The following is a 23,150-nucleotide window of genomic DNA, read 5'->3' on the forward strand; positions in this document are numbered from 1 at the left end:
GATCTGAAACACCCGCAACGACTCCCGACCCGGAATGCCGCCCGCGCGCATTCCGGCTTTCCCGATTCCCCCCATCCGATTCCCGGCCCTGATGCCTGCCTACGCCGGTCCTCCCGTCGCCTCCCGCCCCGGAGAAGTCGCCAGCACCCTGCGCCTGCTGGGCTATCTGGCGCTGGCGATCGCCCTGATCGTGCTGGATCACCGCGGCGGCTGGCTGTCGCAGGCGCGTGCGCAGGTCAGCGTGGTGACCCAGCCGCTGTGGTGGCTGGCGGGCCTGCCCGGGCGGGTCGGCACGCGGGTCAAGGACGATGCGGTGACCCGCACCCGGCTGATGGAGGAAAACCGCCAGCTGCGCAATGAGCTGCTGGTGGCCAATGCCCGCCTGACCCGGCTCAGCACGGCGGCGGCCGACAACATGCAGCTGCGCGCGTTGCTGGGCGTGGCCGAGAGTCGTGGCCTGGACGTGCAGCTGGCGCCGATCCTCGACATCGATCTGGATCCCACCCGCCAGCGCCTGGTGCTGGATGCCGGCAGCGGCGACGGCGTGCGCATCGGCCAGCCGGTCATCGACGCCGGCGGCCTGATGGGACAGATCACGCAGGTGACCCCGGCGCATGCGATCGTCCTGCTGCTGACCGATCCCGATCACGCGGTGCCGGTGGTGGTCGCCAGCAGCGGCGTGCGCCTGATCGCCTACGGGCGCGGCCGCCGCGATCTGCTGGAACTGGCCGATATCCCGCTCAACAGCGGGGTCAAGGTGGGTGACGTGGTGGTCACGTCCGGCCTGGGCGGGCGGTTCCCCGCCGGCTTCCCGGTCGGGACCATCGCCGCCCTGAGGCCGGATGACAGCCATGCCTTCCTGGTTGGCGACGTGCGCCCGGCCGCGCAACTGGATCGCGGCCGCGACGTCCTGCTGCTGCGCTCGGCGCCGCCGCTGCGCCTGCCGTTGCCGGCCACGCGTCCGGCCAACGCACCGGTCGATCCGGACAGCGTGCCGGTCACGCCGGCCGTGAACGGCGTGACGCCGGCAACGGGCGGCGCCGCCAACGCGGCCGGTGCCGCGACACCCGGCTCCGTCGGCACGGCAACGACCACCCCTTCACCCGCCGGTACATCGGCCAATCCGCCGCGCACCAGCGCCGCGCCCTCCCCGCAGACGCCGCCGCCGTCGGCCAGTCAGGCCACTCCGGCCACGGAGCCTGCACGATGAGCCGTATCCGCAGCGGCTGGATCCTGCCGCTCAGTTTCATCGTCGCCCTGTTGCTGGGCCTGCTGCCCTTGCCGGAGATGCTGCAGCCGCTGCGTCCCTACTGGCTGGCGCTGGTGCTGGCCTACTGGGTGATCGAAACACCCGAGCGCGCCGGCCTGGGACTGGCGATGGGCGTGGGCGTGATCGCCGACGTGATGTTCGGCAGCCTGCTGGGCGAACAGGCGCTGCGGCTGGTGATCATGGCCTTCATCCTGCAGCGGTTCCGCCTGCAGCTGCGGTTCTTCCCGGTATCCCAGCAGGCGCTCGCCATCGGCGGCCTGCTCATCAACGACCGTATCGTCGACGCGGCCATCCACTGGCTGCTCGGTGAACCCCGGTTGCCCTGGAATTACTGGTGGGCGCCGCTGCTGGGCATGCTGCTGTGGCCGTTGATCTACGTGCTGCTGGACATGCTGCGCCAGGGCCGGCGCAACTGATCCGGCCATGATCAGCCGCCGCGCCGCCAAGAATCCGCACGCCGAGGCCGAGCAGTTCCGGCGTCGCGCGATGCTGGGCTTCGCGGTGGTCGCGCTGGCGCTGATCGGCCTGGGCGGCTGGTACTTCAAGCTGCAGGTGCTGGATCACGACGAGTACGCCACGCGTTCGGAAGCCAACCGGATCAAGCCGCGCCCGGTGGTGCCGGGACGTGGCGCCATCTACGACCGCAATGGCGTGCTGCTGGCGGAGAACGTGCCGGCGTTCCGCCTGGACGTCACCCCGGACAAGGTCGGCGATCCGGCCCGCCTGATCGCCGAACTGGGTCGGGTCATCGCGCTGGCGCCGGAAGACATCGAACGCTTCGAGGCCACCCGCAAGAGCACGCGCGGGTTCCGCCCGATCACCCTCAAGCTGCGCGTCAGCGAAGAGGAAATGGCCCGCTTCGCGGTGGATCGCTGGCGCTTCCCCGGCGTGGAGCTGGTGCCGTACCTGACCCGGCGCTATCCCTACGGCGACCTGTTCGCGCACATCATCGGCTACGTCGGCCGCATCGACGAGAAGGATCTGGAAGTCCTCGGCGAGGGCAACGCCGCGCTCACCCACATCGGCAAGACCGGCCTGGAGCGCTATTACGACGAGGCGCTGCGCGGCAAGGTCGGCTACGAGAAGGTCGAGACCAACGTCGAAGGCCGCGCGCTGCGGGTGGTCGGCCGGGTGCCGGCGGTGGCGGGCACGGACCTGCGCCTGAGCGTGGACCTGAAACTTCAACAGGCGCTGGTCGCCGCGTTCGGCGAACACGAAGGTTCGGCGATCGCGATGGATCCGCGCACCGGCGAGATCCTGGCGATGGTCAGCCTGCCCAGCTACGACCCCAACCTGTTCGTCAACGGCATCTCCAGCAAGGATTTCAAGGCGCTCAACGAGAATCCCTCGCGCCCGCAGTTCAACCGCCTGGTGCTGGGCGGCGTGGCGCCCGGTTCGACGCTGAAGCCGCTGATCGCGCTGGCCGGCCTGGACAGCGGCCTGCGCCGGCCCGAGGACAAGGTGTTGTCCACCGGCATGTTCTACCTGCCCGGCACCAGCCGTGGCTGGGGTGACGCGCATCGCGGCGGCCACGGCTGGACCGATCTGCGCAAGTCGATCGCGCAGTCGGTGAACACCTATTACTACCGGCTGGCGCTGGATCTGGGCATCGAACGCTTCGACGATTACATGACCCGCTATGGCTTCGGCCATCCGACCGGCATCGACCTGACCGGCGAGATCAGCGGCATCCTGCCGTCGCCCGCCTACAAGGCCAAGAGTCGCAAGGAGCGCTGGTATCCCGGCGACACCGTCAACATCGCCATCGGCCAGGGCGACTGGAAGGTCACCCCGCTGCAACTGGTGCGGGCGATCTCCGCGATCGCCGACGGCAACCTGCGCCAGCCGCACCTGGTGCGCGATCAGCGCACCGGCTTCGACGCCGCGTGGACGCCGCTGCCGGTGGCCACGCCGCTGCCGATCAGCCCGAGCCCGGCCAATGTGCAGGTCGTACGCGAAGGCATGATGGCGACCATGCAGCCGGGCGGCACCGGCGCCTCGATGGCGCGTGGCGCGCCCTACCTGATGGCGGGCAAGACCGGCACCGCGCAGGTGATCAGCCGGCGCGGCACCGCCGCGGTCAATCCCAAGAGCCTGCCCATGCACCTGCGCCATCGCTCGCTGTTCGTGGGCTTCGCTCCGGCCGATGCGCCGGCCATCGCGATCGCGGTGGCGGTGGAAGGCGGCGGCTACGGCGGCACCACCGCCGCGCCGATCGCGCGCAAGATCCTGGATGCCTTCATGCTGGGCAAGATGCCGGAGGGGGTCGATGATCCGGAAGCGGCGAGCAGCGATCCCGAAGCACTGCCGGTGACGGCCGCACCGGGCACCCCACCACCCGCCACGACGAATGCGCCCGCGGCCACGCCCGCCGCGCCATCGCCGGCCGGTCCCACGCCGCCGGGACGCGCGCCATGATCGAAATGCTGCGCTGGGCCATCGATCTGCTGCGCTACCTGTTGCGCACTCTGGACTGGCCGCTGCTGGGCGCGCTCGGCGCGCTGATGGCGATCGGACTGGCGGTGCTGTACAGCGCCGGCGGCGAGGATCTGGGGTCGCGCCTGTTGCTGGCGCAGGGCGCGCGCTTCGCGGTCGGGCTGGTGGCGATGTGGGCTTTGTCGCGGGTATCGCCGGTGCGCCTGCGCGGCTGGACGCCCGGCGTGTTCATCGCCTCGCTGCTGCCGCTGCTGCTGGTGCTGTTCATCGGCACCGGCAAGCATGGCCGCCACTGGATCGACCTGAAGGTGTTCTACCTGCAGCCGTCCGAGCTGCTGAAGATCACCCTGCCGATGATGATGGCCTGGTACCTGCATCGCGAGCCGCTGCCGCCGCGCATCAGGACGGTGATCATCGCCGGCATCCTGATCGCCATTCCCACCGGCCTGATCCTGCTGCAACCGGATTTCGGCACCGGCATGCTGGTCGCGGCCAGCGGCGTGTTCGCGCTGCTGCTGGCCGGCCTGCCGTGGTGGTGGGTGGGCGTGGGCGTGGGCAGCGTGGCCGCCGCCGCGCCGGTGGCGTGGTTCTGGTTCCTGCGCCCCTACCAGAAGGATCGCATCCTGACCTTCCTCAATCCGGAGAACGATCCGCTCGGCACGGGCTGGAACATCATCCAGTCCAAGATCGCCATCGGCGGTGGCGGGCTGTCGGGCAAGGGCTGGGGGCAGGGCTCGCAGTCGCACCTGAACTACCTGCCCGAACACACCACCGACTTCATCTTCGCGGTGCTGTCCGAGGAGTTCGGCTGGATCGGCGTGGCGGTGGTGCTGGCGCTGTACCTGTTCGTGATCGGGCGCTGCCTGTGGATCGCCATCGAGGCGCGCGACACCTATTCGCGCCTGCTGGCCGGCTCGCTGGGCCTGGCCTTCTTCGTCTACGTGATCGTCAACGGCGGCATGATCTCCGGCCTGCTGCCGGTGGTCGGCGTGCCGATGCCGCTGCTGAGCTACGGCGGCACCTCGGCGGTCTCGCTGCTGGCCGGCCTGGGCCTGGTGATGGCGGTACGCGCGCACCGGCCAGTGCATGGGTATTGATCGGGCCGGGATTGGGGATTCGGGATTGGGGATTTGCAAAAGCAGAAGCAGAGCTTTCGCTGTTCACGAATCCCGTATCCCGAATCCCCAATCCCGGCCCCTAAAACATTCACTATTCCTCACGTTGAGCGTGCTACCCTCGCGCCGATGATTCGACGCGCCCTTGTCTGCCTGATCACCTTCGGCCTGGTTGCCTGCGCGACTCCGCCGAAGAACCCGCCGACCGCCGCGCCCGCGGCGAGCGGAGCCCAGTCACCCGCTCCGAAAACTTCGGCCAATCCGGCCGAAACCTCGGTGGAGCGCGTGGCCGACGTGCCGATCCTCGTGGAGGATTTCGCCACCGCGCGCGCCAATTTCGTGCGCGATACCGCGGCGCGCTACGGCATCGACCCGCAGTACATCGATTCGGTGCTGTCGCAGGCGGTGTTCCGCGACGACGTGATCGCGCTGATGTCGCGGCCCGCCGAGCGGGTCAAGCCATGGAGCGAGTACCGGCCCAACTTCATCACTGCCTCGCGCATCAGCGGCGGGCAGGCATTTCTCGCGAAGCATCGCGACGCGCTGGCGCGCGAGGAAAAGGCCTACGGTGTACCGGCCGAGATCGTCGTCGCCATCATCGGCGTCGAGACCAGCTACGGCGGCTACACCGGCAAGCACCGCGTGCTGGACGCGCTGTACACGCTGGCGTTCCGCTATCCGCGCAGCGGCAATCCCGCGCGCGCCGCCTACGAGCAGCGCCGCGAGCTGTTCTTCCGCGACGAGCTGGCGCAGCTGTTCGCGCTGGGCCGCGAGGAGAAGCTGGACATCACCACCCTGATCGGCAGCTACGCCGGCGCGATGGGCATGGGCCAGTTCATGCCGTCCAGTTACCGCGAGTTCGCGGTGGACGGCAACGGCGACGGCCGCCGGGATCTGTTCAACAGCGTCGATGACGTGTTCGCCTCGGTCGCCAATTACTTCCGCAAGAAGGGCGGCGAGCGCGGCGGCTGGGTGCCGGGCGGTCCGGTGGTGGCGCGCGCCGAACTGCAGGCCGGCTATCCCGAGTTCAACCCGGACACCTGGACCCCCGACTACACCCTGGCCGATCTGGCCCAGCGCGGTTACCGTCCGCTGGAGCCGGTCGCCGCCGACGCCACCGCCACCCTGGTGTCGCTGGAAGGCAGCGCCGGCAAGCAGTATTGGCTGGGCTTCCAGAACTACTACGCGATTACCCGCTACAACAACTCCAAGATGTACGCGATGGCCGTGTACCAGCTGTCCCAGGCCATCGCCGGCAGGGAGATTCCGCCCGCATGAAATGGCTTCTGCCCGCGCTGCTCACCCTCAGCCTGGCGGCCTGCAGCACGGCGCCGAAGAAACCGGTTCCCCCGCCACTGTCCGGCAAGGGCAAGCCGGGTTCATCGACCGCGCACCAGGATCGCGGCCCCGCCAGTGGCAAGGACTGCTCGTTCTATGCGCCGGCGCAGGAAGATCCGTCCACGCGCGGCAACTACACCGCCGGTGGCCTGTACAAGCCCGGCGTCTCCGACACCACCCCCGACCACCTGCCGGATCTGGACTGCATCGCCGAGCCGATGGTGACCGCCGAGGCGCGCTCGCCGATCGGCAACCGCTCGCCGTACACCGTGCTGGGAAAGAAGTACCAGGTGCTGGACAAGGTCGATGGCTACGTCGAGCAGGGCACCGCTTCGTATTACGGCAACAAGTTCCATGGTCGCCGTACCTCCAACCAGGAGGTGTACGACATGTATGCCTTCACCGCCGCCCACAAGACCCTGCCGCTGCCCAGCTTCGCGCGGGTCACCAATCTGGACAACGGCCAGTCGGTGGTGGTGCGGGTGAACGATCGCGGGCCCTTCCATGACGGGCGCGTGATCGATCTGAGCTACGCCGCCGCCTACAAGCTGGGCATCACCCAGCGCGGTACCGGCCGGGTGGAAGTGCGCGCGCTGACACCGGGCAAGGACGAGCGTGGCTATGCCGCCGCGCGCTCCGCATCCACGCCCGCCGTCCCGGCCAGCAGCGGCATGGATGCGCTGGTCGAGAAGCTGCCGGCGTCGAATCCGGCGGCTCAGGCCGCTGCCGCAACGGCTACCGCGGCCAACGCGGCGGTCGTCGCCACGGTGGATAGACGCGGCAGCCGGCGCTACCAGGTCATTCCGGACACGAAGAATCCGGCCAGCGCCGACCGCTTCGATGCGTGGATGCAGGCCAACGGCGTGCGCGTGGCCACCGGCAAACCGGCTGCACCGGCACCCACCGGGACGCAGGCCACCGCCGTCTCCACGACGATCGCGTCGCCCGCGGCCTCCCGCGCGGCGGCATCGACATCGACGCCGGTGACATCGGCAGGCGCGTCGTCGATTGCGCCTGGCGTGATCCCGCGCGCGCTGGGCGCGCCGCTGCAATTGCAGGTGGGCAGCTTCGCCAGCCGCGAGAATGCCGACCGGGCGCTGGCCCGGCTGGTCGCGGCGGGCATCGCCGGGGCCAGCCTGAGCGATGTGCAGAGCAACGGACGGGTGCTGTGGCGACTGCGGGTCGGCGCGACCGACCCGGCCGGCGCCGATGAACTGGCCGGCCGCATCGCCAAACTGGGCTTCGGACGCCCGCAACTGGTCCGCGACTGAACCGCGCTGCGGTTTTTTCGCCTGTTTTTCGGCCTTGGTGGATTCCCAGCCGCCAATGCCTGCCTAAAATGTCGTTTTCGTCGAACGGGCCCCGCGCCCAGTCAGGAGTTCGCAGCAGATGAAGTTCCGTTTCGCCCTGGCCGCCCTGGCCACCGCCGCCTTCGGCGCGGCGATCGCGCAGACCCCGGCACCGCAGCCGGCGCCGGTCGCCCCGCCCGCCGAATCCGTCGCCATCCCGCCGCCGCCCAAGCCGGTCGGCACCGCATGGGTGCTGATGGACTACATCACCGGCCAGGTGCTGGCGGGCGAGAACTACGACCAGCGCGTCGAGCCGGCCAGCATCACCAAGGTGATGACCTCCTACGTGCTGGCGGCCGAGCAGAAGAACGGCAAGATCCGTCCGGAAGACCAGGTGATGATGAGCGAGCGCGCCTGGCGCGAGGGCGGCGCCGGCACCGATGGCAGCTACAGCGGTTTCGCGGTCAATAAGACCGCGCCGCTGCTGGACATGGAAAAGGGCATGGCCGTGCAGTCGGGCAACGATGCCGCCATCGCGCTGGCCGAACACGCCGCCGGCAGCCAGGAAGCCTTCGCGTCGCTGATGAACAACTATGCCGCCAAGATCGGCATGAAGGGCTCGCGCTTCGCCAACGCCCACGGCCTGTCCGCGCCGGAGCACTATTCCACCGCCTACGATCTGGCCCTGCTGGGCCGCGCGCTGATCCGCGACTATCCGGAAACCTACGCGTTCAACAAGATCAAGGAATTCACCGTCGGCACCATCACCCAGCCCAACCGCAACCTGCTGTTGTGGCGCGACGGCAGCGTGGACGGCATCAAGACCGGGCACCACTCCGGCGCCGGCTACTGCCTGATGAGTTCGGCCAAGCGTGGTGACCAGCGCCTGATCGCGGTGGTGATGGGTTCGACCTCCGAGAAGCAGCGCGCCGACGACAGCCTGGCGCTGCTCAACTGGGGCTTCCGCTTCTACGAAACCCACCGCCTGTACGAGCCGGGCAAGGTCATCGCCAGCCAGCGCGTGTGGAAGGGCCAGGCCAAGGAAGTGCAGCTGGGCGTGGCCCAGCCGATGCTGGTCAGCGTGCCGCGTGGCCGCTACGCCGATCTGAAGCCGAGCATGAACGTGCCCAAGACCCTGGTCGCGCCGATCACGAAGGGCCAGGCCATCGGCGACGTGAAGGTCACCCTGGACGGCAAGGTCGTCGCCCAGGCCCCGCTGGTGGCGGTCAACGCCGTCGAGGAAGCCGGCTTCTTCAAGCGCCTGTGGGACGCCTTCTGGATGTGGTGGGAGTCGGACTGAGTTCCACATCCAACACGCAATGATCGCGAAGCCGGCGCAAGCCGGCTTCGTCGTTTTCGCATCCTCGATCCCGATCAAGGGTCATCGAGGGCCCGCAACGCGCGCACGCGACCGATGCTTCCTGGCGTTCCGGCCGGGCGTGGCGAGCGCACCCGCCGACGCCGCCTTCAGGAGCCGCCGGAACGTCGGGCATTCCATGTGGCTGGGCGCGCGACAGGCGGCGGCGTGGCGCAGGCCATCGCGCATGGCGCCGAGCTGGCGGATGGTGCGGTCCAACTCGGCGCTCTTGTCCAGCAGCATCTGCCGATCGATGCGCGGCTGCCCGTCGGGCGCGAACATCGCCGCGATCTCGTCCAGCGAAAAACCGGCGGCCCGGCCCAGCGCGATCAGCGCGAGCCGGTCCAGGACGCGGGCGTCGAACACGCGCCGCAGCCCGTGCCGACCGATGGCGCGGATCAGGCCTTTTTCCTCGTAGTACCGTAAGGTCGAAGCGGGTACCCCGGTGCGTTCGGCCACCTGGCCGATATCCAGTTCCTGCATGGGCTTGACTTCAAGTCGACTTGAAGTCGCACAGTGCCCTTACTCCTCCCCCGGCGCAAGCGGGCGCAGAAAACCATGGATACGAAGACGATCGCCGATGAGCAGGCCAGGCTCTGGAACGGCACCGGCGGCCAAGCCTGGGTGGACCAGCAGGCGCTGCTGGACGCGATGCTGGAACCGTTCATTCCCATCCTGCGGGAGGCATTGAACGAGCCTGCCGCGCGGGTGCTGGACATTGGCTGCGGCACCGGTGCCACCACCCTGGCGATGGCGCGGGTGCTGGCGGGGCAGGGCGAGTGCATCGGTGTCGACATTTCCGCGCCGATGCTGGCGCTGGCCCGCGAGCGTGCGCAGCGCGAAGACCTGCGCGTGCGGTTCGTCCAGGCCGACGCGCAGACATACCCGTTTCCAGCGGAACACTTCGATCGGATCATCTCGCGCTTCGGCGTGATGTTCTTCGCCGATCCGGTACGGGCGTTCGCCAACCTTCACCGATCGGCAAGGCCGGATGCACGATTGTGTTTCATCGCCTGGCGCAGCGCCGCGGACAATCCGTTCATGACCACGGCGGAACGTGCCGCCGCACCGTGGCTTGCCTTGCCCGAGCGGCGCGCGGATGGTCCCGGCCAGTTCGCGTTCGCCGACCCGCATCGCGTCCATCGACTGCTCGAGGAAGCCGGCTGGTGCGACATCGAGATCCGTCCGGTCGATCCGATCTGCTCGCTGCCCGAATCCCGGTTGGTTTCCTACTTCACCCGGCTGGGGCCGGTGGGACAGGCATTGCAGGAGGCGGATGCCGAAACCCGAACGCAGGTCGTCGGCGCCATGCGTGCCGCGTTCGAATCCTACGTGCGGGGATCCGAAGTCCGCTTCACCGCCGCCTGCTGGCGGATCGATGCGCGCCGAGGGAGTGCAGCGCGATGATGCCGCCGTCGGAATTCGTCGTGCATGCGATTGTGCTTGGCCTGGGCGCCACCGCGCTGATGGATGCCTGGATCTGGCTGCGCCAGCGCTGGTTGGGCGTGCCGGGACTGAACTACACACTGCTTGGACGCTGGGTGGCGTGGTTGCCGCGTGGCCGTTTTCTTCACGATCCCATCGCGGCCACTCCACCGGTGCATGGCGAGCGGGTGATTGGCATCGCGGCGCATGTGCTGACCGGGATTGTCTTCGCTGCGATTCTGCTGATGTTCGGAGGTGAAGCGTGGCTTCGCGCGCCAACGCTTCCGCTATCCCTGATGGTCGGCATCGGTTCCGTGGTTGCGCCGTTTCTGCTGATGCAGCCCGGCATGGCGCTGGGCATCGCCGCCCGCCGCGCGCCGCATCCCGGCCGCACACGCCTGCACAGCCTGGTGACGCACGCGATGTTCGGCGTCGGCCTGTATCTGAGCGGAAAGATCCTGTCGTGGATGGCATGACCGCATCAACGCGAATCGCCGGCGCGAGGGTGCGTTGCGCAGCAACAGCACTGGCGTGAAGGATGACGTCTTCCGCGTCGCCACGAGCATGCGGACAGGCAAGCGGACTCCACCTGTATTCCGCGACGGGCGGAAAGGCCGGAATACTTCCGGCACATGCACGCGTCCGGCATCGCCTCGAGCATGCGGGCCGGACGTCCATCCGGTGGAGGCAGCAGATGAACCCGTGTCGTTCCGTTCTCCCATGGTGTGCCCGGCGCGTGCTTCCGGGTGTGTCGGGACTGGTGCTGCTGGTGGCCTGGGTTGCCGGCGCCGGCGCGGTCGAACCCCGCCTTCGCGTCGATGGCGCCAGCGTGGAATCGTTCGAACCGCCAGCCACGGTGCGGGTGCCGGCTTCCGCCGAATACCTCGGCAACCGGCGCTGGGTGCTGTACGGCTATGCCGATTGCGATCTGCATGTATACGCGCAGAAGGACGCCAAGGGCATGGTGCAGCGGCTGTACTGGATACAGTCGGAAGCCTACATTCCCAGCCGGCCCGAACTGACCCATGCCGGCGATTACGCCAAGTCCCGCGCGCTGAAGATGGGTGGACTGGATTTCCATCTTGACACCTGGGGTCGCGCGCTGAGCGACGAGGCGCCCGCCGACTCGGATCTGGAACAGGTCGAACAGCTGGTCGCCGCCGCGAAGCTCAGGTTGCCGCAGCACATGGCCTTCGTCCGTCTGGTGCATTTGCCGGACGCGGCGCAGCGCAAGGAACTGATGCTCATCTATGCCGAGCGCGCCGATACCGACGCCGCGCCCGACGACAGCGTGGTTGCGCGCATGCGGCAGGCCATCGGTCTGGAAAGCCGGCCAGGGCCCTAGCGCCTGGAGCGGATGACGCGGCATGGCGGGAGTCACCGTGACCAACGGCCATTGATCCGGTACCTGTCCCCTCCGTAGCGTGGTCCGCATTCCCCACGGAGCAACGGAACATGCGCTTGGCATTGATGGCGGTGATGGTGTGCGCGGTGCTGGGCGCGACCACATCGCAAGGATGGGCGGCGGACGCGAAGGCCGGCGATCCGGTTGTCGATATCGACGATGTCGAGCGCTTCTACCGGCTCTACGACAGCGTCCAGGGACACCCGAGCGCCGAACAATTGCAGCGCGATTACCTGGATGCTGGATCCGAGGGACTACACCACTTCGCCAAGGCCCGCCGCATCACCGGCGAGGCGATCGCCGCGAACCTGGCGAAGAATCCGCAGGCCTACATCGATGCCAAGCGCTGCATGGAAGTGCTGCCGGACACCCGGAACCGGCTCAGGGCTTCCTTGCGGAAACTGGTGGAACTGTATCCGGAAGCGCGCCTGCCCACGGTCACGATAGCGGTGGGACGCGGCAAGCCGGTCGGCACCGCCAGCGCCGACACTGGCGTGCAGATCGGACTGGAAGCGCTGTGCGCGACCGACTGGCTCAATCCCGACCTGGAGGATCGCTTCGTCCACGTGATCGCGCACGAATATGTGCACGTCCAGCAGGTGCCGGCGTTCGTCGAAACCGAGCAGGCCACGGTGCTGGAGAGCGCGCTGATGGAAGGTGCCGCCGAATTCGTCGGCGAGCTGATCTCCGGCGAGGTGGCGTACCTGCATCTGAAACAGAACACGAAGGGGCAGGAGCTGGCCATCGAAACCAAGTTCCAGGCCGACATGGACAAGCGCGATCTGTCCGACTGGATCTACAACAGCAAACCCGGAAACCCGGGCGATCTCGGTTATTGGGTCGGCTACCGGATCGTGAAATCGTATTACCAGAACGCCAGCGACAAGCGGCAGGCGCTGCGTGACATCATCGGTTTGCAGGATGCACGGGCGTTCCTCGCACGCAGCGGCTGGCGGCCGGGCATCGAGCTGCGCTAGCGGCGCGACAGATGCGGCTTGCCCACGCCCATCACGCCCCAGCCGGTGCCATGGTCGTAGGTGGAATTGCGCGCCGGATGGATGAAGTGATCGCCGAAGCAGAGCTTGCGCAGGATGGCGTCGGGCCGCAGGTGCCAGCTGGCCCAGCCCAGCGGTGAATCGCCATTCCGGTCGCGGGCATCGATGCGTGCGCCCGCGGCCAGCAGCAGATCGATGGCGCGCTCGCTGCCGAATGCGGCGGCGCGATGCAGCGGCGTTTCCCCCTGGGTGCGGGCATCGCGCATGAAGCTGCCGGTTTCGATGCCCGGCAGGGTGGCGCAATCGGGATCTGCACCGGCGGCCAGCAGCATGTCAACGATGGTGTCGTAGGCGGGGCGATTGGCCTTGCACAGGGCCAGGTGCAGCGGCGATTCGCCGGTGTCGGGCAGGACATGGCCGGGGTTGGCGCCCTGTTCGATCAGGAACTGGCACAGTGGCCAGTGGCCGTGGAAGACCGCATCGCCCAGGCCGAGATTGTCGCCGAGCGATGCGAGGGTTTCACCATGGGCAAGCAGGAAGCGGATGGCGCTGACGTCGCCGTAGTACGCGCACCACTGGATGAGCCGAACACCATTTCTATCCGCGTCGGTGGCGGCATGGCCGTCGTCGACATGCTCGAACACCAGATCGGTGCGGCCATCGCGGATGCGGTCGAGGCGATCGCTGTTCATGGGAAGGCGCTCCACCAGGTTCCGAACCGGTGGGTCGATTCTGCCATCGGAACCGGAACCCCTCGTTCGCCGTTCGTCCGACGCATCCCGGACGCTGGCGGGGTCATGACAAGGAGCGTGTACCGGAGCGCGCCGCGGCGAGGAACAGCGCCGCCGACACCAGCCACAGGCCGGTGAACACCACCGTCGCCGGCCACGGATGATCCATGCCGGAGAACTGGGCAACCAGGCCGATCGTGGCCTGGGCGATGGCGGTGGCGGTGAGCGCGGCGGCCATGCCGCCCGGACGGAAGCGTGCGATGAACGCACCGGCCACGCCGATCGCCAGCACGCCGGCATACCAGAGATTGTAGGAATTGGTTTCGCTGCCGACGAACCCGACCGCCAGGTTCACCCACACCAGCAGGAACGCGGTGCCGACCGCGAGCAACGCGCCCGCCCGGTACCGCCAGTTGCCGCCCTTGCGCATCGCCACGTCGCAGGCGCCGCAGGCGACGGCGAGCATGCCGCCGAAGACGACGAAATCGGACAGCGTCCAGTTCACTTCGTCGGTGAACTGCATGGCGATCAGCGGCAACGACAGCAGGCAGGCGGCGGCGCCCCACATCAACAGGCGCCAGCCGGCGAAATGCGGTTCACGGGGATGTCGCGCGTCTGTGGTCATGAGCTTGTCTCCCTTCCGAGGTGGCCCAGCGTGCCGGCCAGGCATGAAAAAAGCAGGTCGGCTGTGTGAAGTGGAGATGAAAACAACGTCGTGCCATACATTTCAGGTAGCAGGTAGCGCGAAGCCCCGCCAGGTCCAGGTCATGTCACGCCGGCTTGGCGGTTGGCGACGCTGACGTGGTGTCATGCGGTGTGCCGGCGCTGGCGCCTGCGCCGCCGCCTGTATCGCCACAGGGCGACCACGCCCCCCAGCAACGCGAGCGCGGCGGTCGCCAGCACCGTCATGCGGACCGCTACACCATGCTGGAACACCACTTCCTCGCCCTCGCCATCCAGCGTGTAGGCGATGACGTAGTCGCCCATCGGGCCCAGGCCTTCCCGCCCGCCCGCCGCGATCACCACGTACTGCCGCCCTTTCACCGCGTAGATCGATGGCGTGGCCTGTCCGCCGGCCGGCAGCTTGGCGTCCCACAGGATCTCGCCCGTCCTGCTGTCGAGGGCGCGAAAGCGCGCATCGGCGGAGGCGCCGATGAAGGTCAGGCCGCTGGCGGTGGTGACCGCGCCGCCGAGCACCGGCATGCCGACGTTCAATGGCAGCCACGGCAGTTCCTCCTCCAGCGTTCCGAGCGGACGCTCCCACAGCACCTTGCGCGCGCGCAGGTCCACCGCGACCACGCGTCCCCACGGCGGCTTGACGCACGGCGTTCCCTTGGCCGAGGCCAGCACACCGCGGCGCATGCCGTAGCGCGTGCCGTCCATGCTGTTGAACTCCTGCTCCGGATAGGCGTCGTCCTTGTCCCAGTCGAAGTCGGGCCGCGGGATCAGCGCCACCTGCATCGGCAGATCCGACACCGGCAGGATGGCGATCTGGCGCTGCGCGTCGATCGCGATGCCGCCCCAGTTCACCCCGCCTGCCCAGCCGGGCAGGGCGATGGTGCCGCGCACGCTGGGCGGGGTGAAGATGCCTTCCGAACGCAGCCGCGCGATCTGTTGCGCGCAGTCGCGGCGCTCGCCGGGCGTAGGGCCCCAGGCATCGTCCGGCGTCAGCGGCGCGTGGCGCGCCAGGCGCAACGACGGCTCGGGCATCGGCTGGGTCGGCCAGGCCTGCTCGCCGGGCACATCCGAGGCGGGCACCGGCACTTCGCTGATCGGGAACACCGGTTCGCCGGTGCGCCGATCGAAGGCGAACAGGAAACCGGTCTTGGTCGCCTGCAACACCGCATCGCGCGGACCCTGCGCGGTCTGCACGGTGGCCAGGGCCGGTTGCGAGGCCAGGTCGTAATCCCACAGATCGTGGTGCACCAGCTGCTGCGCCCACACGCGCCGGCCGCTGCGCAGATCCAGCGCCACCAGCGAATTGGCATCGCGGTTTTCGCCCAGGCGTTCTCCGCCGTGGTAATCCGGGCTGGCCGAACCGGTCGGCACGTAGACCAGCCCCAGCGCCGGATCCACCGACAGTGGCGCCCAGGCGTTGGCCGCGCCCACGGTGCGTGCCTGCTCCGGTTGCCAGCCGCGCGCGGCGGCTTCGGCCGGATCCCGGGGTACCGGATCCCAGCGCCACAGCTCGGCACCGCTGCGTACGTCGTAGCCGCGCACCACGCCTTCTTCCAGTGCATGCGCGCGGTTGTCGCCGACCGAGCTGCCGACCACCAGCACGCCGTCGGCGATCACCGGCGGCGAGGTCACCGCGTAGTTGCGCCATTCGCTGTCGGGTTCGTCGTGCAGGGTGATGCCGGTGCGCAGATCGATCGTGCCCTGCACGCCGAATCCGGCACAGGGCTGGCCGTTGGCGGCATCCAGCGCGATCAGGCGCGCATCCAGGGTGCCGAACATGATGCGCTCGCGGCAGGCCGCGCCGGCGGCGGCTTCCGGATCGCGCCAGTAGCTCACCCCGCGTGAGGCCGGATCGCTGTAGCGTTTGTTGCGTGCGACCTTCGCGTTGAACGACCACAGCTCGCGACCGCTGGCCGCGTCCAGCGCGAAGGCGATGCCGGTGCCGGTGTTGAGGTACATGCGACCGTCCACCACCAGCGGATTGGCTTCGAACCGCCGCCGCTCCGGATCCGGCAGGCCCGCGCCCAGTTCGCCGGTGCGGAACGACCAGGCGATACGCAGCCGGCCGACGTTGGCCGGGGTGATCTGGGTGAGCGGTGAATGCTGGCCGCCGCCGGGGCCGCCACCGTAGCTGGACCAGTTGTCCGCATCCGCCGCCCGGGTGCCCGCGCCTGCCAATGCCAGGACCACGCCACCCACCCATCCGTACCACGCCTTGCCCACCATAGGTCTTCGCTCCCGTGTCGTTGCCGGCGGAGTGTGCGCGCAACGGCGCGGGGCGGGAGAGGGAAGGGATGGATCGCGGGCCGCGGGGACGAATGGCGGGAGGCCGGGGCCGAGCCGCGCCGTCATGTCGTCCGCCAGGCGCCGATCAACGCCGGGGACCGCAATCGGGACGCCGCTCAGGCGTACGCCACCCAGCCGTGAAAGGTGAATCCGACGTGGAACAGCTCGATGCCGGTGAAGCAGGCGTCGGCCAGGATCGCTTCGTCCTCGGCGGGTGCAAGCAGATGCAGGTGCCGATCGATGGCGTCACGCCCGGCCGTCGCCTGCGCCGGTTCGATGCCGGACGCCACCGCGAAGGCGGCGTAGCGCGACAGCCAGCGTGCGCGTTGCTCCCCGTCCTGCGGAAAGCTGGCGTGGGCCACCACGAACGGCGCACCCGGCCGCAGCCTGCGCCGGACCTCGCGCAGGGTCCGCAGGCGCTCCCCGGCGGACAGGAAATGCAGGGTCAGCAGGCAGGCGCCCGCGTCGAAGGGACCGTCGGGCGCGTCGTCGATGGTGCCGGGCACCCATTGCGTGCGCGCCGCCAGCGGTCCCAGCGTTTGCGCGGCCAGATCCAGCATGGCCCGCGCCGGATCCACGCCGGTGAAGGTCCAGCCCGGATGGGCCTGGGCGAACGCCTTCAGTTCCAGCCCGCCACCTGCGCCGAGCACCAACACCCGCGCATCGGCCGGCGCCCGCTCGGCCAGCAGGATCGTGGCCATGCGTTGCAGACCGACGAATCCGGGCACCAGCCGCGGCGGTCCCTCGGCGTAGCGCGCCACGGCGGCGGCGTCGGAAAACGCGGAGGTGGGGTCGGTCATGCGGGACGCTCTCGGAGTGGCGTGGTGGTGACTGGAACTTCAGCCTTCGCCCCGCGCCAGCGCGTCCGGCTCGGGCTCAACGACGATGGCCGGCGCTTGCGGTTGATCGCCGTCGGCGCTCACCCGTCCCACCCACCACACCGCCAGCAACGACAGCGCCACCGCCACCCAGCCCGCGGTGCCGTAGCCGCCGATGGGGCCGGCGGGCGTTGACGAGGACAGCATCAATCCGCCCAGGTAGGCGCCGCAGCCGGTGCCCAGCGCCTGCACCGCGCTGTTGGCGCTGAGGAACGCGCCGCGCTCGGCCGGCGCCGGCACCGTGGTCAACAGCGCCTGCATCGGAATCATGCGGCCGGACATCAGCACCATGAAGAACGGGAAGAACGCCAGCATCGCGATGAAGCCGATGTGGGGCAGATGGGTCACGAACAGCATCGGCGCCAGCGACAGCAGCACCGCGACCCGGAACACCCGATGCTTGCCGTGCCGATCCGCCAGCTTGCCGATAGCGCGCGAGGTGAAGAACGTCGCCGCGCCGCCGACCATGTACAACCACGACAACTGATCCGGAGCGATGCCGTGGTTGGCGACCAGAACCGGTGACATGAAGGGAATCACCAGCATCGAGGCGACCATCAGCAGCAGCGTCAGCACGAACGCATTGAGGTAGCGCGCCTGGGTGAACAAGCCGAACAGGTTCGGGAACGCCTGCTTCCACGGAACCGCCTGCCGCGCCAGGTGTTGATCCAGCGGCGGCAGCACGCGCGATCCGGCGAACCAGATCACCACCGACAGGCCGACCAGCAGCCAGAACGGGGCAGCCCAGCTGTAATGCGCGCCCAGCAACACGCCGGCCGGTACGCCCAGCACCGAGGCCAGCGAGAACGCCATCATCACCGTGCCGGTGGCCGCGCCGCGGCGCGGACCGGGAATCACGTCGGCGATGATCGCCATCACGATCGAGCCGAGCACGCCGCCACTGATGCCGGCCAGCGCGCGCGAGGCCAGCAGCAGCGCGTAGCTGTCCGCCATCGCGCAGGCCAGGTTGGACAACGCGAACAGCGCGTACACGACCAGCATCAGCTTGCGCCGGTCGAAACGATCGATATAGGTGGCGGCCAGCAGGCCGGACAGGCCGGCACACCAGGAATAGGCCGACACCGCGGCCGCGAACGCGGCGGGAGTGATATGGAAGGCCTGCATGATCTGCGGACCCAGCGGCATCATCACCATGAAATCCATGATGAGGGTGAACTGGGTCAGCATCAGCAGCCAGAGCAGGTGACGCTCGCGGGGAGCGCTCAACGAATACATGCAACGTCCTTGCGGTCTGACGACCGGAGCAATGGGGGAATGGAATCAGTCTTCCAGGTTTTCGTGCACGCCCTGCGCGCCGCGTTTCCAGTAGGCGGCGGCGCGGATGCGTGATTTTTCGACGCCGCGTTCATCCACCAGGTAGCGGCGCACCGCACGGATGTCGGCGGATTCGCCGGCGGCCCACACATAGCCATCGCCTTCGGGCAGCGCCAGTGTGCGCAGTGCCTGCAGCAGGAGCGGCTCGGCGGTGTCCGCGCCGTCGCGATGGCACCAGTGTACCGACAGTTCGGCATCGGTCCGCAGATCCGGCCGTGCCGAGGCGTTGGCGATCTCCAGCACGGCGATCGCGCGCGTGCCGGCCGGCAGTTCGCCCAGGCGGCGGGCGATGGCCGGCAACGCGGTGTCGTCGCCGATCAGCAGATGCCAGTCGAAGCCGGTGCCGATCACCAGCGAACCGCGTGGTCCGCCGACGCCCAGCCAGTCGCCCGGCTGCGCGCGCGATGCCCAGTCGGTGGCTGGACCGGCTTCGTGCAGGGCGAACTCCAGTTCCAGTTCGCAGGCGTCGTTGTCGTAATGGCGCGGGGTGAAATCGCGCATCACCGGGCGTGGCCTGTCGTCGCGGAACTCCACACCGTTCGGACCGAGCTCGGGGAGTTCGGGACGCGCTTCGCCCGGCGCGGGGAAGAACAGCTTGACGTGATCGTCGAATGAAGCGGAAACGAAATCGCGCAACGAATCGCCGGTGAGGGTGACGCGGCGCAGATGCGGGGTGACGTCGTGCACGCGCGCCACCTGCAACAGGCGCAGTTTCAGCGGATGGCGGACGCGCACGACCGCCTTGTCGGCAACTTCGGACATGGAAACCTCGTGGGGGAGAGGTGAAACATTTCCGCCGCCCGAAGGCGGCGGAGGGGAATATCGGTCATTGGCCTTCGCTGTCCTCGATCTCGCGGGTGGCGCGCTCGAGGATGGCGGCGATGCGGCGCTGCTCGGCGGCCGATACGCCATCGCGGCGCACCAGCGCGTGCTTCAGGGCGTGCCGCGCGCGGATCAGTTCGGGCACCCAGCCACCTTCATCGACATCGGCCTGCGGTTCGCCGGCGAACGCGCGCCGCACCGAATCCATCTTGCGCGCGATATGCGACAGCTTGGCGAGCATCAATTCGACCCGATCGCGGTTCGCTTCCAGATACTCGCGTCCAGGCGCCGCGAGCGCGTAGCGCTTGCGGTTGCCCTCGGCTTCCACGTCCACGTAGCCCAGCTCTTCCAGATAGGTGAGGGCGGGGTACACCATGCCCGGACTGGGGCTGTAGAACCCGTTCGAGCGCGCCTGCAGGGCCTTGATCAGCTCATAGCCGTGGCTGGGCTGGTCCTCCAGCAGGGCCAGCAGCAGCAGTTGCAGATCGTCGGAACTGAATTTGCGGCCCCGGGTCAGGCCATCCTCGCCAAAGCCGCCGAATCCGCCCGCAAAACCGGGGCCCGGCCCGTGGCGATGACCGCCGCGGCCGCCGTGGCGCCGGCCGACGGCCTGCCAGAACGCATGCACGGAAAAGCCTTCGGAGAAGGGGAAATCGCCGCCGCAGTCTTCGCCGCGGCGCGCGTGTCGGGGGTGATGACGGCGCATCGGACACTCCTCGGTGTCATAAGATGCATCGTAAGATATATATCGTAAGAGTGTTCGTCAAGCCTGGAGCGCGTGGAGCGTTTCCTGGATTTCGGCGCCCTTGGGTTATGGTGGCCGCCGCTCGTGGATCGGGATAGCGGGCATTCACTGGAACATCCGATGGCGACATCCGAAGACTCGATGGGGAAAACAACGACAGGCTCCGGCCAGGATCCGGAACTCCTGCGCCGCCTGCTGCGCGCCCGGGACCGGATGGATGCCGCCTCGCACGAGGACTGGCCGGTGGCACGGCTGGCGCGGGTGAGCCATGTGTCCGAGGCGCATTTCGCACGCTCGTTCAAGGAGGCGTTCGGCGTGCCGCCGCATCGCTACCTGCTGACCCGGCGCATCGAGCGGGCCAAGACCCTGCTGCGCGATACCGAACTGCCCATCCTCGACATCGCGCTGCGGACCGGCTGGAACAGCCTGGGCACCTTCGGCCGCACCTTCCGCGACATCACCGGCGAAAGTCCGGGTGCGTTGCGCGGCCGCGAAGGCGCCGCCCGCCGCTCGGCGCAGGCGATGCCGGCCTGCTATGCCAGCGCCGCGCACCGTCCCGATCTCACCATCGCAGTTTCGGAGAAGCGGCGGCGGGAGGCCGGTGCTACAAAGGCGGCCCCAGAGAAACCGGAGGTCACATGAGTCAGGGTGTTGGAATGGTTGGGCTGTACGTCCGCGATCAGGACGAGGCGCTGGAGTTCTACGTCGACAAGCTGGGTTTCCGCGTGCACACCGACGTGCGCAACGGCGACTATCGCTGGCTGACCGTGCAGCATCCGGATCAGCCGTCGTTCCAGCTGGGACTGTTCAAGCCGCAGGAGCCGGTGCTCGACGCCGCCACCGCGCAGACCGCGCGCGAGATTGTCGCCAAGGGCGGGATGCCGCCGCTCATCCTCGACGTCGATGACTGCCGCGCGGCCTACGAACGCATGAGCGGGCGCGGGGTGGAGTTCACCCAGCCGCCGGAAGAACGCTACGGCAATGTCGATGCCAATTTCCGCGATCCCTCCGGCAATGGCTGGAAGATGATCGAGTCACGTCGCGGCAAGCACTGAATCCACGTTGGTCCCGCACGCGGCCGGATGACCGCGCGCGGGCGCAGCACCGTCCGGCAACGTGCAAGCCCGCCCGAGGCGTCTCGGGCCAAGCGCAGAGGAAATCCCGATGAACAAGTGGATCCGTCAGTTCCACCGCTGGCTGTCGATCATCTTCACCCTGACCGTGCTCGCCAACCTTGTCGCGTTGGCGATGCAGAAGCAATCCACCTGGGTGGGATTGATGGCGCTGTTTCCGCTGATCCTGTTGATGATCACCGGACTCTACCTGTTCGCCTTGCCCTACCTGGCGAAGTCGCGTGCCGCCCCGCAGGCGGGAAGCTGAGGCACGGTGTCATTGCGCAAGCGCCAGCAGCACGATGCCCGTGGCGGCCAGCATCAGGCTCCACAGGCAACGCAGGGTCGCGGCGCGCCAATGACGCAGGTACCTGCCCCATCCATGGCAGGCGCCCCGCGCCAGAGCGCCGGTCACCAGCAGCATGGCGGTCATGTGCAGCGCCACCGCCGCCAGCAATGCCACGGATGAGGAACCGGAGGCGGTGAAATCGCGCCACGGGCCGGCGGACAGGCACGTCGGCACCAGCGCCGGCACCAGGACCATGCCCAAACCGTGCGCGGTCGCCATCAAGCCGGACCACAGCGCCAATCCGACCGCGCCGAGGCGGTTCGCGGTGGGCGCGGGTGGCGCATGTCGGCGCCACAGGTGATGGCAGGCCAGGACGAGCAGGGCGGCTCCGGCGATGCGCGTGGCGACCGCCGCCTCCACGCGCAGGCCAATCGCGAAGGCGGTGGCGATCAGCACGATCGCCGTGGCATGTCCAATACCGATCGGCCACAACGCATGCCAGGCGTGTTCGCCACGGCCGGCATGGATCGCGCCGGCCGCGGCGAACATCCAGCCATTGGCCGGATGCAGCCCGTGCAGGGCACCGAGTCCGGCGATCGCCAGCCAGGGCCAGATCGTGTCCATGCCGCCGCGCCGGCCTTCGTGCTCAGCCGTGGCAACCGCAGGCGCTCTTGCCGTCCGCCTGTTCGTAGAGATCGTGGTGGCGCACCCAGGACATGGTGTCTTCCAGGCCGGCTTCGTCGCGGCCCTTCGGGGTGAGGTCGAGCAGCGGGTATGTCCCCATCATCACTTCCACGCCACGACCGAAGCGTGAGTAGGTGTGGAAGACGGTGCCGGCGTCGTCGCGATGGAACACGCTGATACCGGGGGCCTCGGAATGCGGGAAATACTGGTGGGCGTAGTTGTAGTCGACCGCGCCGGTGGCCATGTCCTCGGGGGTGAAGCTGACCCCGAAGTCGTAGTTGAAATCGGAACCGAACGAGGACACCCACGGGAACTTCCAGCCCATGCGCGCGCGGAAGCGCTGGATGTCGGCCAGCGGCGCGCGCGAGATCACCAGCAGGGTGGTGTCGCGCTGGGCCAGGTGCGCGCGCGCGCCATCATGGTGATCGGCCATGTAGGAACAACTGCGGCAGCCCTGGTCGCGGCCGGGCGTGAACATGAAGTGCTGGACCAGCAACTGGTGGCGGCCGTCGAACAACTGGTCCAGCCGGCGCGGCCCGTCGACGGTATCGAATACATAGTCCTTCTCGACCTTTACCCAGGGCAGGGCGCGGCGTTCCTCGGCGATGCGATCGCCCAGGCGGGTCAGCTCCTTCTCGCGTGCGAGCAACGGCATGCGTTCCTTCAGCCATTGTTCGCGGCTGACGATGCGGGGGGAGGCGGCGGGGATTCGGGTAGTGAGGTTCATGATCTGCTCCTGGGGTGTGGGTAGAGCCATCGGGGGAGGAACGGTTGGTGTGGTGCGGGATTGAGCGGATCGCGTGATGGCGCCGGTGATCCCTTTCGAAGAGAGCGGATCCGCCGGAGGTGATCGGGGGATTTGCTTTTCGCGTCAGGAGCCAATCCCCCTCGGTCCCCCTTTTTCAAAGGGGGAGGTGGAACGGCGGGGAACTACCCCCTTCGAAGAAGGGGGTGGGCACC

General features: G+C 68.5%; 24 protein-coding genes. 14 read left to right on the forward strand and 10 right to left on the reverse strand.

Annotated elements, in window-relative coordinates; translation table 11 throughout:
- Window positions 1-91 precede the first annotated feature (91 nt).
- From mreC to IQ458_RS15445, 7 genes are all read left to right on the forward strand, one after another.
- Window positions 92-1,210, forward strand: a complete 1,119-nt coding sequence (mreC, locus tag IQ458_RS15415; RefSeq protein WP_183639386.1) for a rod shape-determining protein MreC — start codon at window positions 92-94, stop codon at window positions 1,208-1,210.
- Complete coding sequence (gene mreD, locus IQ458_RS15420; RefSeq protein ID WP_183639385.1) at window positions 1,207-1,686, forward strand: rod shape-determining protein MreD; 480 nt, start codon at window positions 1,207-1,209, stop codon at window positions 1,684-1,686. The genes mreC and mreD overlap by 4 nt, the downstream gene beginning before the upstream one ends.
- A 7-nt stretch (window positions 1,687-1,693) precedes the next feature.
- Window positions 1,694-3,688, forward strand: a complete 1,995-nt coding sequence (gene mrdA, locus IQ458_RS15425; RefSeq protein WP_203323366.1) for a penicillin-binding protein 2 — start codon at window positions 1,694-1,696, stop codon at window positions 3,686-3,688.
- Window positions 3,685-4,803 (forward strand): rod shape-determining protein RodA, encoded by a 1,119-nt coding sequence (gene rodA / locus IQ458_RS15430; RefSeq protein ID WP_203323367.1) that lies wholly within the window; start codon window positions 3,685-3,687, stop codon window positions 4,801-4,803. The genes mrdA and rodA overlap by 4 nt, the downstream gene beginning before the upstream one ends.
- 147 nt (window positions 4,804-4,950) lie before the next feature.
- Window positions 4,951-6,099 (forward strand): lytic murein transglycosylase B, encoded by a 1,149-nt coding sequence (gene mltB / locus IQ458_RS15435; protein WP_183639382.1) that lies wholly within the window; start codon window positions 4,951-4,953, stop codon window positions 6,097-6,099.
- Complete coding sequence (locus IQ458_RS15440) at window positions 6,096-7,430, forward strand: septal ring lytic transglycosylase RlpA family protein (RefSeq protein ID WP_203323368.1); 1,335 nt, start codon at window positions 6,096-6,098, stop codon at window positions 7,428-7,430. The genes mltB and IQ458_RS15440 overlap by 4 nt, the downstream gene beginning before the upstream one ends.
- A gap of 118 nt (window positions 7,431-7,548) precedes the next feature.
- On the forward strand, window positions 7,549-8,748 hold the full coding sequence (locus IQ458_RS15445; RefSeq protein WP_183639380.1) for a D-alanyl-D-alanine carboxypeptidase family protein: 1,200 nt from the start codon (window positions 7,549-7,551) through the stop codon (window positions 8,746-8,748).
- 81 nt (window positions 8,749-8,829) lie between these two features.
- Here IQ458_RS15445 and IQ458_RS15450 read toward each other — a convergent pair whose 3' ends face one another.
- Window positions 8,830-9,288, reverse strand: coding sequence for a helix-turn-helix domain-containing protein (locus IQ458_RS15450; protein WP_343227537.1), 459 nt, complete (start codon window positions 9,286-9,288; stop codon window positions 8,830-8,832).
- 75 nt (window positions 9,289-9,363) lie between these two features.
- On the opposite strand from IQ458_RS15450, the gene IQ458_RS15455 reads away from it, so the two are divergent.
- The 4 genes from IQ458_RS15455 (at window position 9,364) to IQ458_RS15470 (ending at window position 12,612) form a co-directional block, all read left to right on the forward strand.
- Window positions 9,364-10,212, forward strand: a complete 849-nt coding sequence (locus tag IQ458_RS15455) for a class I SAM-dependent methyltransferase (protein WP_203323369.1) — start codon at window positions 9,364-9,366, stop codon at window positions 10,210-10,212.
- On the forward strand, window positions 10,209-10,706 hold the full coding sequence (locus tag IQ458_RS15460) for a DUF2938 domain-containing protein (protein WP_203323370.1): 498 nt from the start codon (window positions 10,209-10,211) through the stop codon (window positions 10,704-10,706). Before IQ458_RS15455 ends, IQ458_RS15460 begins: the two co-directional genes overlap by 4 nt.
- 260 nt (window positions 10,707-10,966) lie before the next feature.
- Window positions 10,967-11,575, forward strand: a complete 609-nt coding sequence (locus tag IQ458_RS15465) for a hypothetical protein (protein WP_203323371.1) — start codon at window positions 10,967-10,969, stop codon at window positions 11,573-11,575.
- 110 nt (window positions 11,576-11,685) lie between these two features.
- A complete protein-coding gene (locus IQ458_RS15470) occupies window positions 11,686-12,612 on the forward strand; it encodes a DUF2268 domain-containing putative Zn-dependent protease (protein WP_203323372.1) in 927 nt (308 codons plus the stop codon).
- Here IQ458_RS15470 and IQ458_RS15475 read toward each other — a convergent pair.
- The 7 genes from IQ458_RS15475 to IQ458_RS15505 form a co-directional block, all read right to left on the reverse strand.
- Complete coding sequence (locus IQ458_RS15475) at window positions 12,609-13,322, reverse strand: ankyrin repeat domain-containing protein (RefSeq protein WP_203323373.1); 714 nt, start codon at window positions 13,320-13,322, stop codon at window positions 12,609-12,611. The two genes, IQ458_RS15470 and IQ458_RS15475, sit on opposite strands and share 4 nt — an antisense overlap.
- A gap of 103 nt (window positions 13,323-13,425) precedes the next feature.
- A complete protein-coding gene (locus tag IQ458_RS15480; protein WP_203323374.1) occupies window positions 13,426-13,986 on the reverse strand; it encodes a hypothetical protein in 561 nt (186 codons plus the stop codon).
- Between the two features lie 182 nt (window positions 13,987-14,168).
- On the reverse strand, window positions 14,169-16,262 hold the full coding sequence (locus IQ458_RS15485; protein WP_328805198.1) for a pyrroloquinoline quinone-dependent dehydrogenase: 2,094 nt from the start codon (window positions 16,260-16,262) through the stop codon (window positions 14,169-14,171).
- 179 nt (window positions 16,263-16,441) lie between these two features.
- Window positions 16,442-17,125 (reverse strand): class I SAM-dependent methyltransferase, encoded by a 684-nt coding sequence (locus tag IQ458_RS15490; RefSeq protein ID WP_235996885.1) that lies wholly within the window; start codon window positions 17,123-17,125, stop codon window positions 16,442-16,444.
- Window positions 17,126-17,164: 39 nt separating this feature from the next.
- Window positions 17,165-18,439, reverse strand: coding sequence for an MFS transporter (locus IQ458_RS15495; RefSeq protein WP_203323376.1), 1,275 nt, complete (start codon window positions 18,437-18,439; stop codon window positions 17,165-17,167).
- Between the two features lie 45 nt (window positions 18,440-18,484).
- Window positions 18,485-19,300 carry a siderophore-interacting protein gene (locus IQ458_RS15500; protein ID WP_203323377.1) on the reverse strand — a complete coding sequence of 272 codons (816 nt, stop codon included), beginning with the start codon at window positions 19,298-19,300 and terminating at the stop codon, window positions 18,485-18,487.
- 64 nt (window positions 19,301-19,364) lie between these two features.
- Window positions 19,365-20,066 carry a PadR family transcriptional regulator gene (locus IQ458_RS15505; protein ID WP_203323378.1) on the reverse strand — a complete coding sequence of 234 codons (702 nt, stop codon included), beginning with the start codon at window positions 20,064-20,066 and terminating at the stop codon, window positions 19,365-19,367.
- A gap of 159 nt (window positions 20,067-20,225) precedes the next feature.
- Between IQ458_RS15505 and IQ458_RS15510 the strand changes: the two genes are divergently transcribed.
- The 3 genes from IQ458_RS15510 (at window position 20,226) to IQ458_RS15520 (ending at window position 21,485) form a co-directional block, all read left to right on the forward strand.
- Window positions 20,226-20,747 carry a helix-turn-helix transcriptional regulator gene (locus IQ458_RS15510; RefSeq protein WP_328805199.1) on the forward strand — a complete coding sequence of 174 codons (522 nt, stop codon included), beginning with the start codon at window positions 20,226-20,228 and terminating at the stop codon, window positions 20,745-20,747.
- Window positions 20,744-21,160, forward strand: a complete 417-nt coding sequence (locus IQ458_RS15515; RefSeq protein WP_183639369.1) for a VOC family protein — start codon at window positions 20,744-20,746, stop codon at window positions 21,158-21,160. Before IQ458_RS15510 ends, IQ458_RS15515 begins: the two co-directional genes overlap by 4 nt.
- A gap of 109 nt (window positions 21,161-21,269) precedes the next feature.
- Window positions 21,270-21,485 carry a hypothetical protein gene (locus IQ458_RS15520; protein WP_203323379.1) on the forward strand — a complete coding sequence of 72 codons (216 nt, stop codon included), beginning with the start codon at window positions 21,270-21,272 and terminating at the stop codon, window positions 21,483-21,485.
- A gap of 9 nt (window positions 21,486-21,494) precedes the next feature.
- On the opposite strand, the gene IQ458_RS15525 is transcribed toward IQ458_RS15520, so the two are convergent.
- Window positions 21,495-22,130: a hypothetical protein gene (locus IQ458_RS15525; RefSeq protein ID WP_203323380.1), complete on the reverse strand. Its 636-nt coding sequence runs from the start codon at window positions 22,128-22,130 to the stop codon at window positions 21,495-21,497.
- Window positions 22,131-22,152: 22 nt separating this feature from the next.
- Window positions 22,153-22,917, reverse strand: coding sequence for a DUF899 domain-containing protein (locus IQ458_RS15530; RefSeq protein WP_203323381.1), 765 nt, complete (start codon window positions 22,915-22,917; stop codon window positions 22,153-22,155).
- Window positions 22,918-23,150: the final 233 nt, after the last annotated feature.

Origin of the sequence: Pseudoxanthomonas beigongshangi, from assembly GCF_016820515.1 — a bacterium.
GTDB lineage: Bacteria > Pseudomonadota > Gammaproteobacteria > Xanthomonadales > Xanthomonadaceae > Pseudoxanthomonas_A > Pseudoxanthomonas_A beigongshangi.

What these genes read in the sequence shown, in the direction of transcription:
- IQ458_RS15500 (WP_203323377.1), bottom strand. Translation starts at nt 19,300, where the DNA reads ATGTCCGAAGTTGCCGACAAGGCGGTCGTGCGCGTCCGCCATCCGCTG.
- rodA (WP_203323367.1), top strand. Translation starts at nt 3,685, where the DNA reads ATGATCGAAATGCTGCGCTGGGCCATCGATCTGCTGCGCTACCTGTTG.
- IQ458_RS15495 (WP_203323376.1), bottom strand. Translation starts at nt 18,439, where the DNA reads ATGTATTCGTTGAGCGCTCCCCGCGAGCGTCACCTGCTCTGGCTGCTG.
- mreC (WP_183639386.1), top strand. Translation starts at nt 92, where the DNA reads ATGCCTGCCTACGCCGGTCCTCCCGTCGCCTCCCGCCCCGGAGAAGTC.
- IQ458_RS15480 (WP_203323374.1), bottom strand. Translation starts at nt 13,986, where the DNA reads ATGACCACAGACGCGCGACATCCCCGTGAACCGCATTTCGCCGGCTGG.
- mreD (WP_183639385.1), top strand. Translation starts at nt 1,207, where the DNA reads ATGAGCCGTATCCGCAGCGGCTGGATCCTGCCGCTCAGTTTCATCGTC.
- IQ458_RS15490 (WP_235996885.1), bottom strand. Translation starts at nt 17,125, where the DNA reads ATGACCGACCCCACCTCCGCGTTTTCCGACGCCGCCGCCGTGGCGCGC.
- IQ458_RS15455 (WP_203323369.1), top strand. Translation starts at nt 9,364, where the DNA reads ATGGATACGAAGACGATCGCCGATGAGCAGGCCAGGCTCTGGAACGGC.
- IQ458_RS15440 (WP_203323368.1), top strand. Translation starts at nt 6,096, where the DNA reads ATGAAATGGCTTCTGCCCGCGCTGCTCACCCTCAGCCTGGCGGCCTGC.
- IQ458_RS15515 (WP_183639369.1), top strand. Translation starts at nt 20,744, where the DNA reads ATGAGTCAGGGTGTTGGAATGGTTGGGCTGTACGTCCGCGATCAGGAC.
- IQ458_RS15505 (WP_203323378.1), bottom strand. Translation starts at nt 20,066, where the DNA reads ATGCGCCGTCATCACCCCCGACACGCGCGCCGCGGCGAAGACTGCGGC.
- IQ458_RS15460 (WP_203323370.1), top strand. Translation starts at nt 10,209, where the DNA reads ATGATGCCGCCGTCGGAATTCGTCGTGCATGCGATTGTGCTTGGCCTG.
- mrdA (WP_203323366.1), top strand. Translation starts at nt 1,694, where the DNA reads ATGATCAGCCGCCGCGCCGCCAAGAATCCGCACGCCGAGGCCGAGCAG.
- IQ458_RS15450 (WP_343227537.1), bottom strand. Translation starts at nt 9,288, where the DNA reads ATGCAGGAACTGGATATCGGCCAGGTGGCCGAACGCACCGGGGTACCC.
- IQ458_RS15445 (WP_183639380.1), top strand. Translation starts at nt 7,549, where the DNA reads ATGAAGTTCCGTTTCGCCCTGGCCGCCCTGGCCACCGCCGCCTTCGGC.
- IQ458_RS15475 (WP_203323373.1), bottom strand. Translation starts at nt 13,322, where the DNA reads ATGAACAGCGATCGCCTCGACCGCATCCGCGATGGCCGCACCGATCTG.
- IQ458_RS15470 (WP_203323372.1), top strand. Translation starts at nt 11,686, where the DNA reads ATGCGCTTGGCATTGATGGCGGTGATGGTGTGCGCGGTGCTGGGCGCG.
- IQ458_RS15530 (WP_203323381.1), bottom strand. Translation starts at nt 22,917, where the DNA reads ATGAACCTCACTACCCGAATCCCCGCCGCCTCCCCCCGCATCGTCAGC.
- IQ458_RS15525 (WP_203323380.1), bottom strand. Translation starts at nt 22,130, where the DNA reads ATGGACACGATCTGGCCCTGGCTGGCGATCGCCGGACTCGGTGCCCTG.
- mltB (WP_183639382.1), top strand. Translation starts at nt 4,951, where the DNA reads ATGATTCGACGCGCCCTTGTCTGCCTGATCACCTTCGGCCTGGTTGCC.
- IQ458_RS15520 (WP_203323379.1), top strand. Translation starts at nt 21,270, where the DNA reads ATGAACAAGTGGATCCGTCAGTTCCACCGCTGGCTGTCGATCATCTTC.
- IQ458_RS15510 (WP_328805199.1), top strand. Translation starts at nt 20,226, where the DNA reads ATGGCGACATCCGAAGACTCGATGGGGAAAACAACGACAGGCTCCGGC.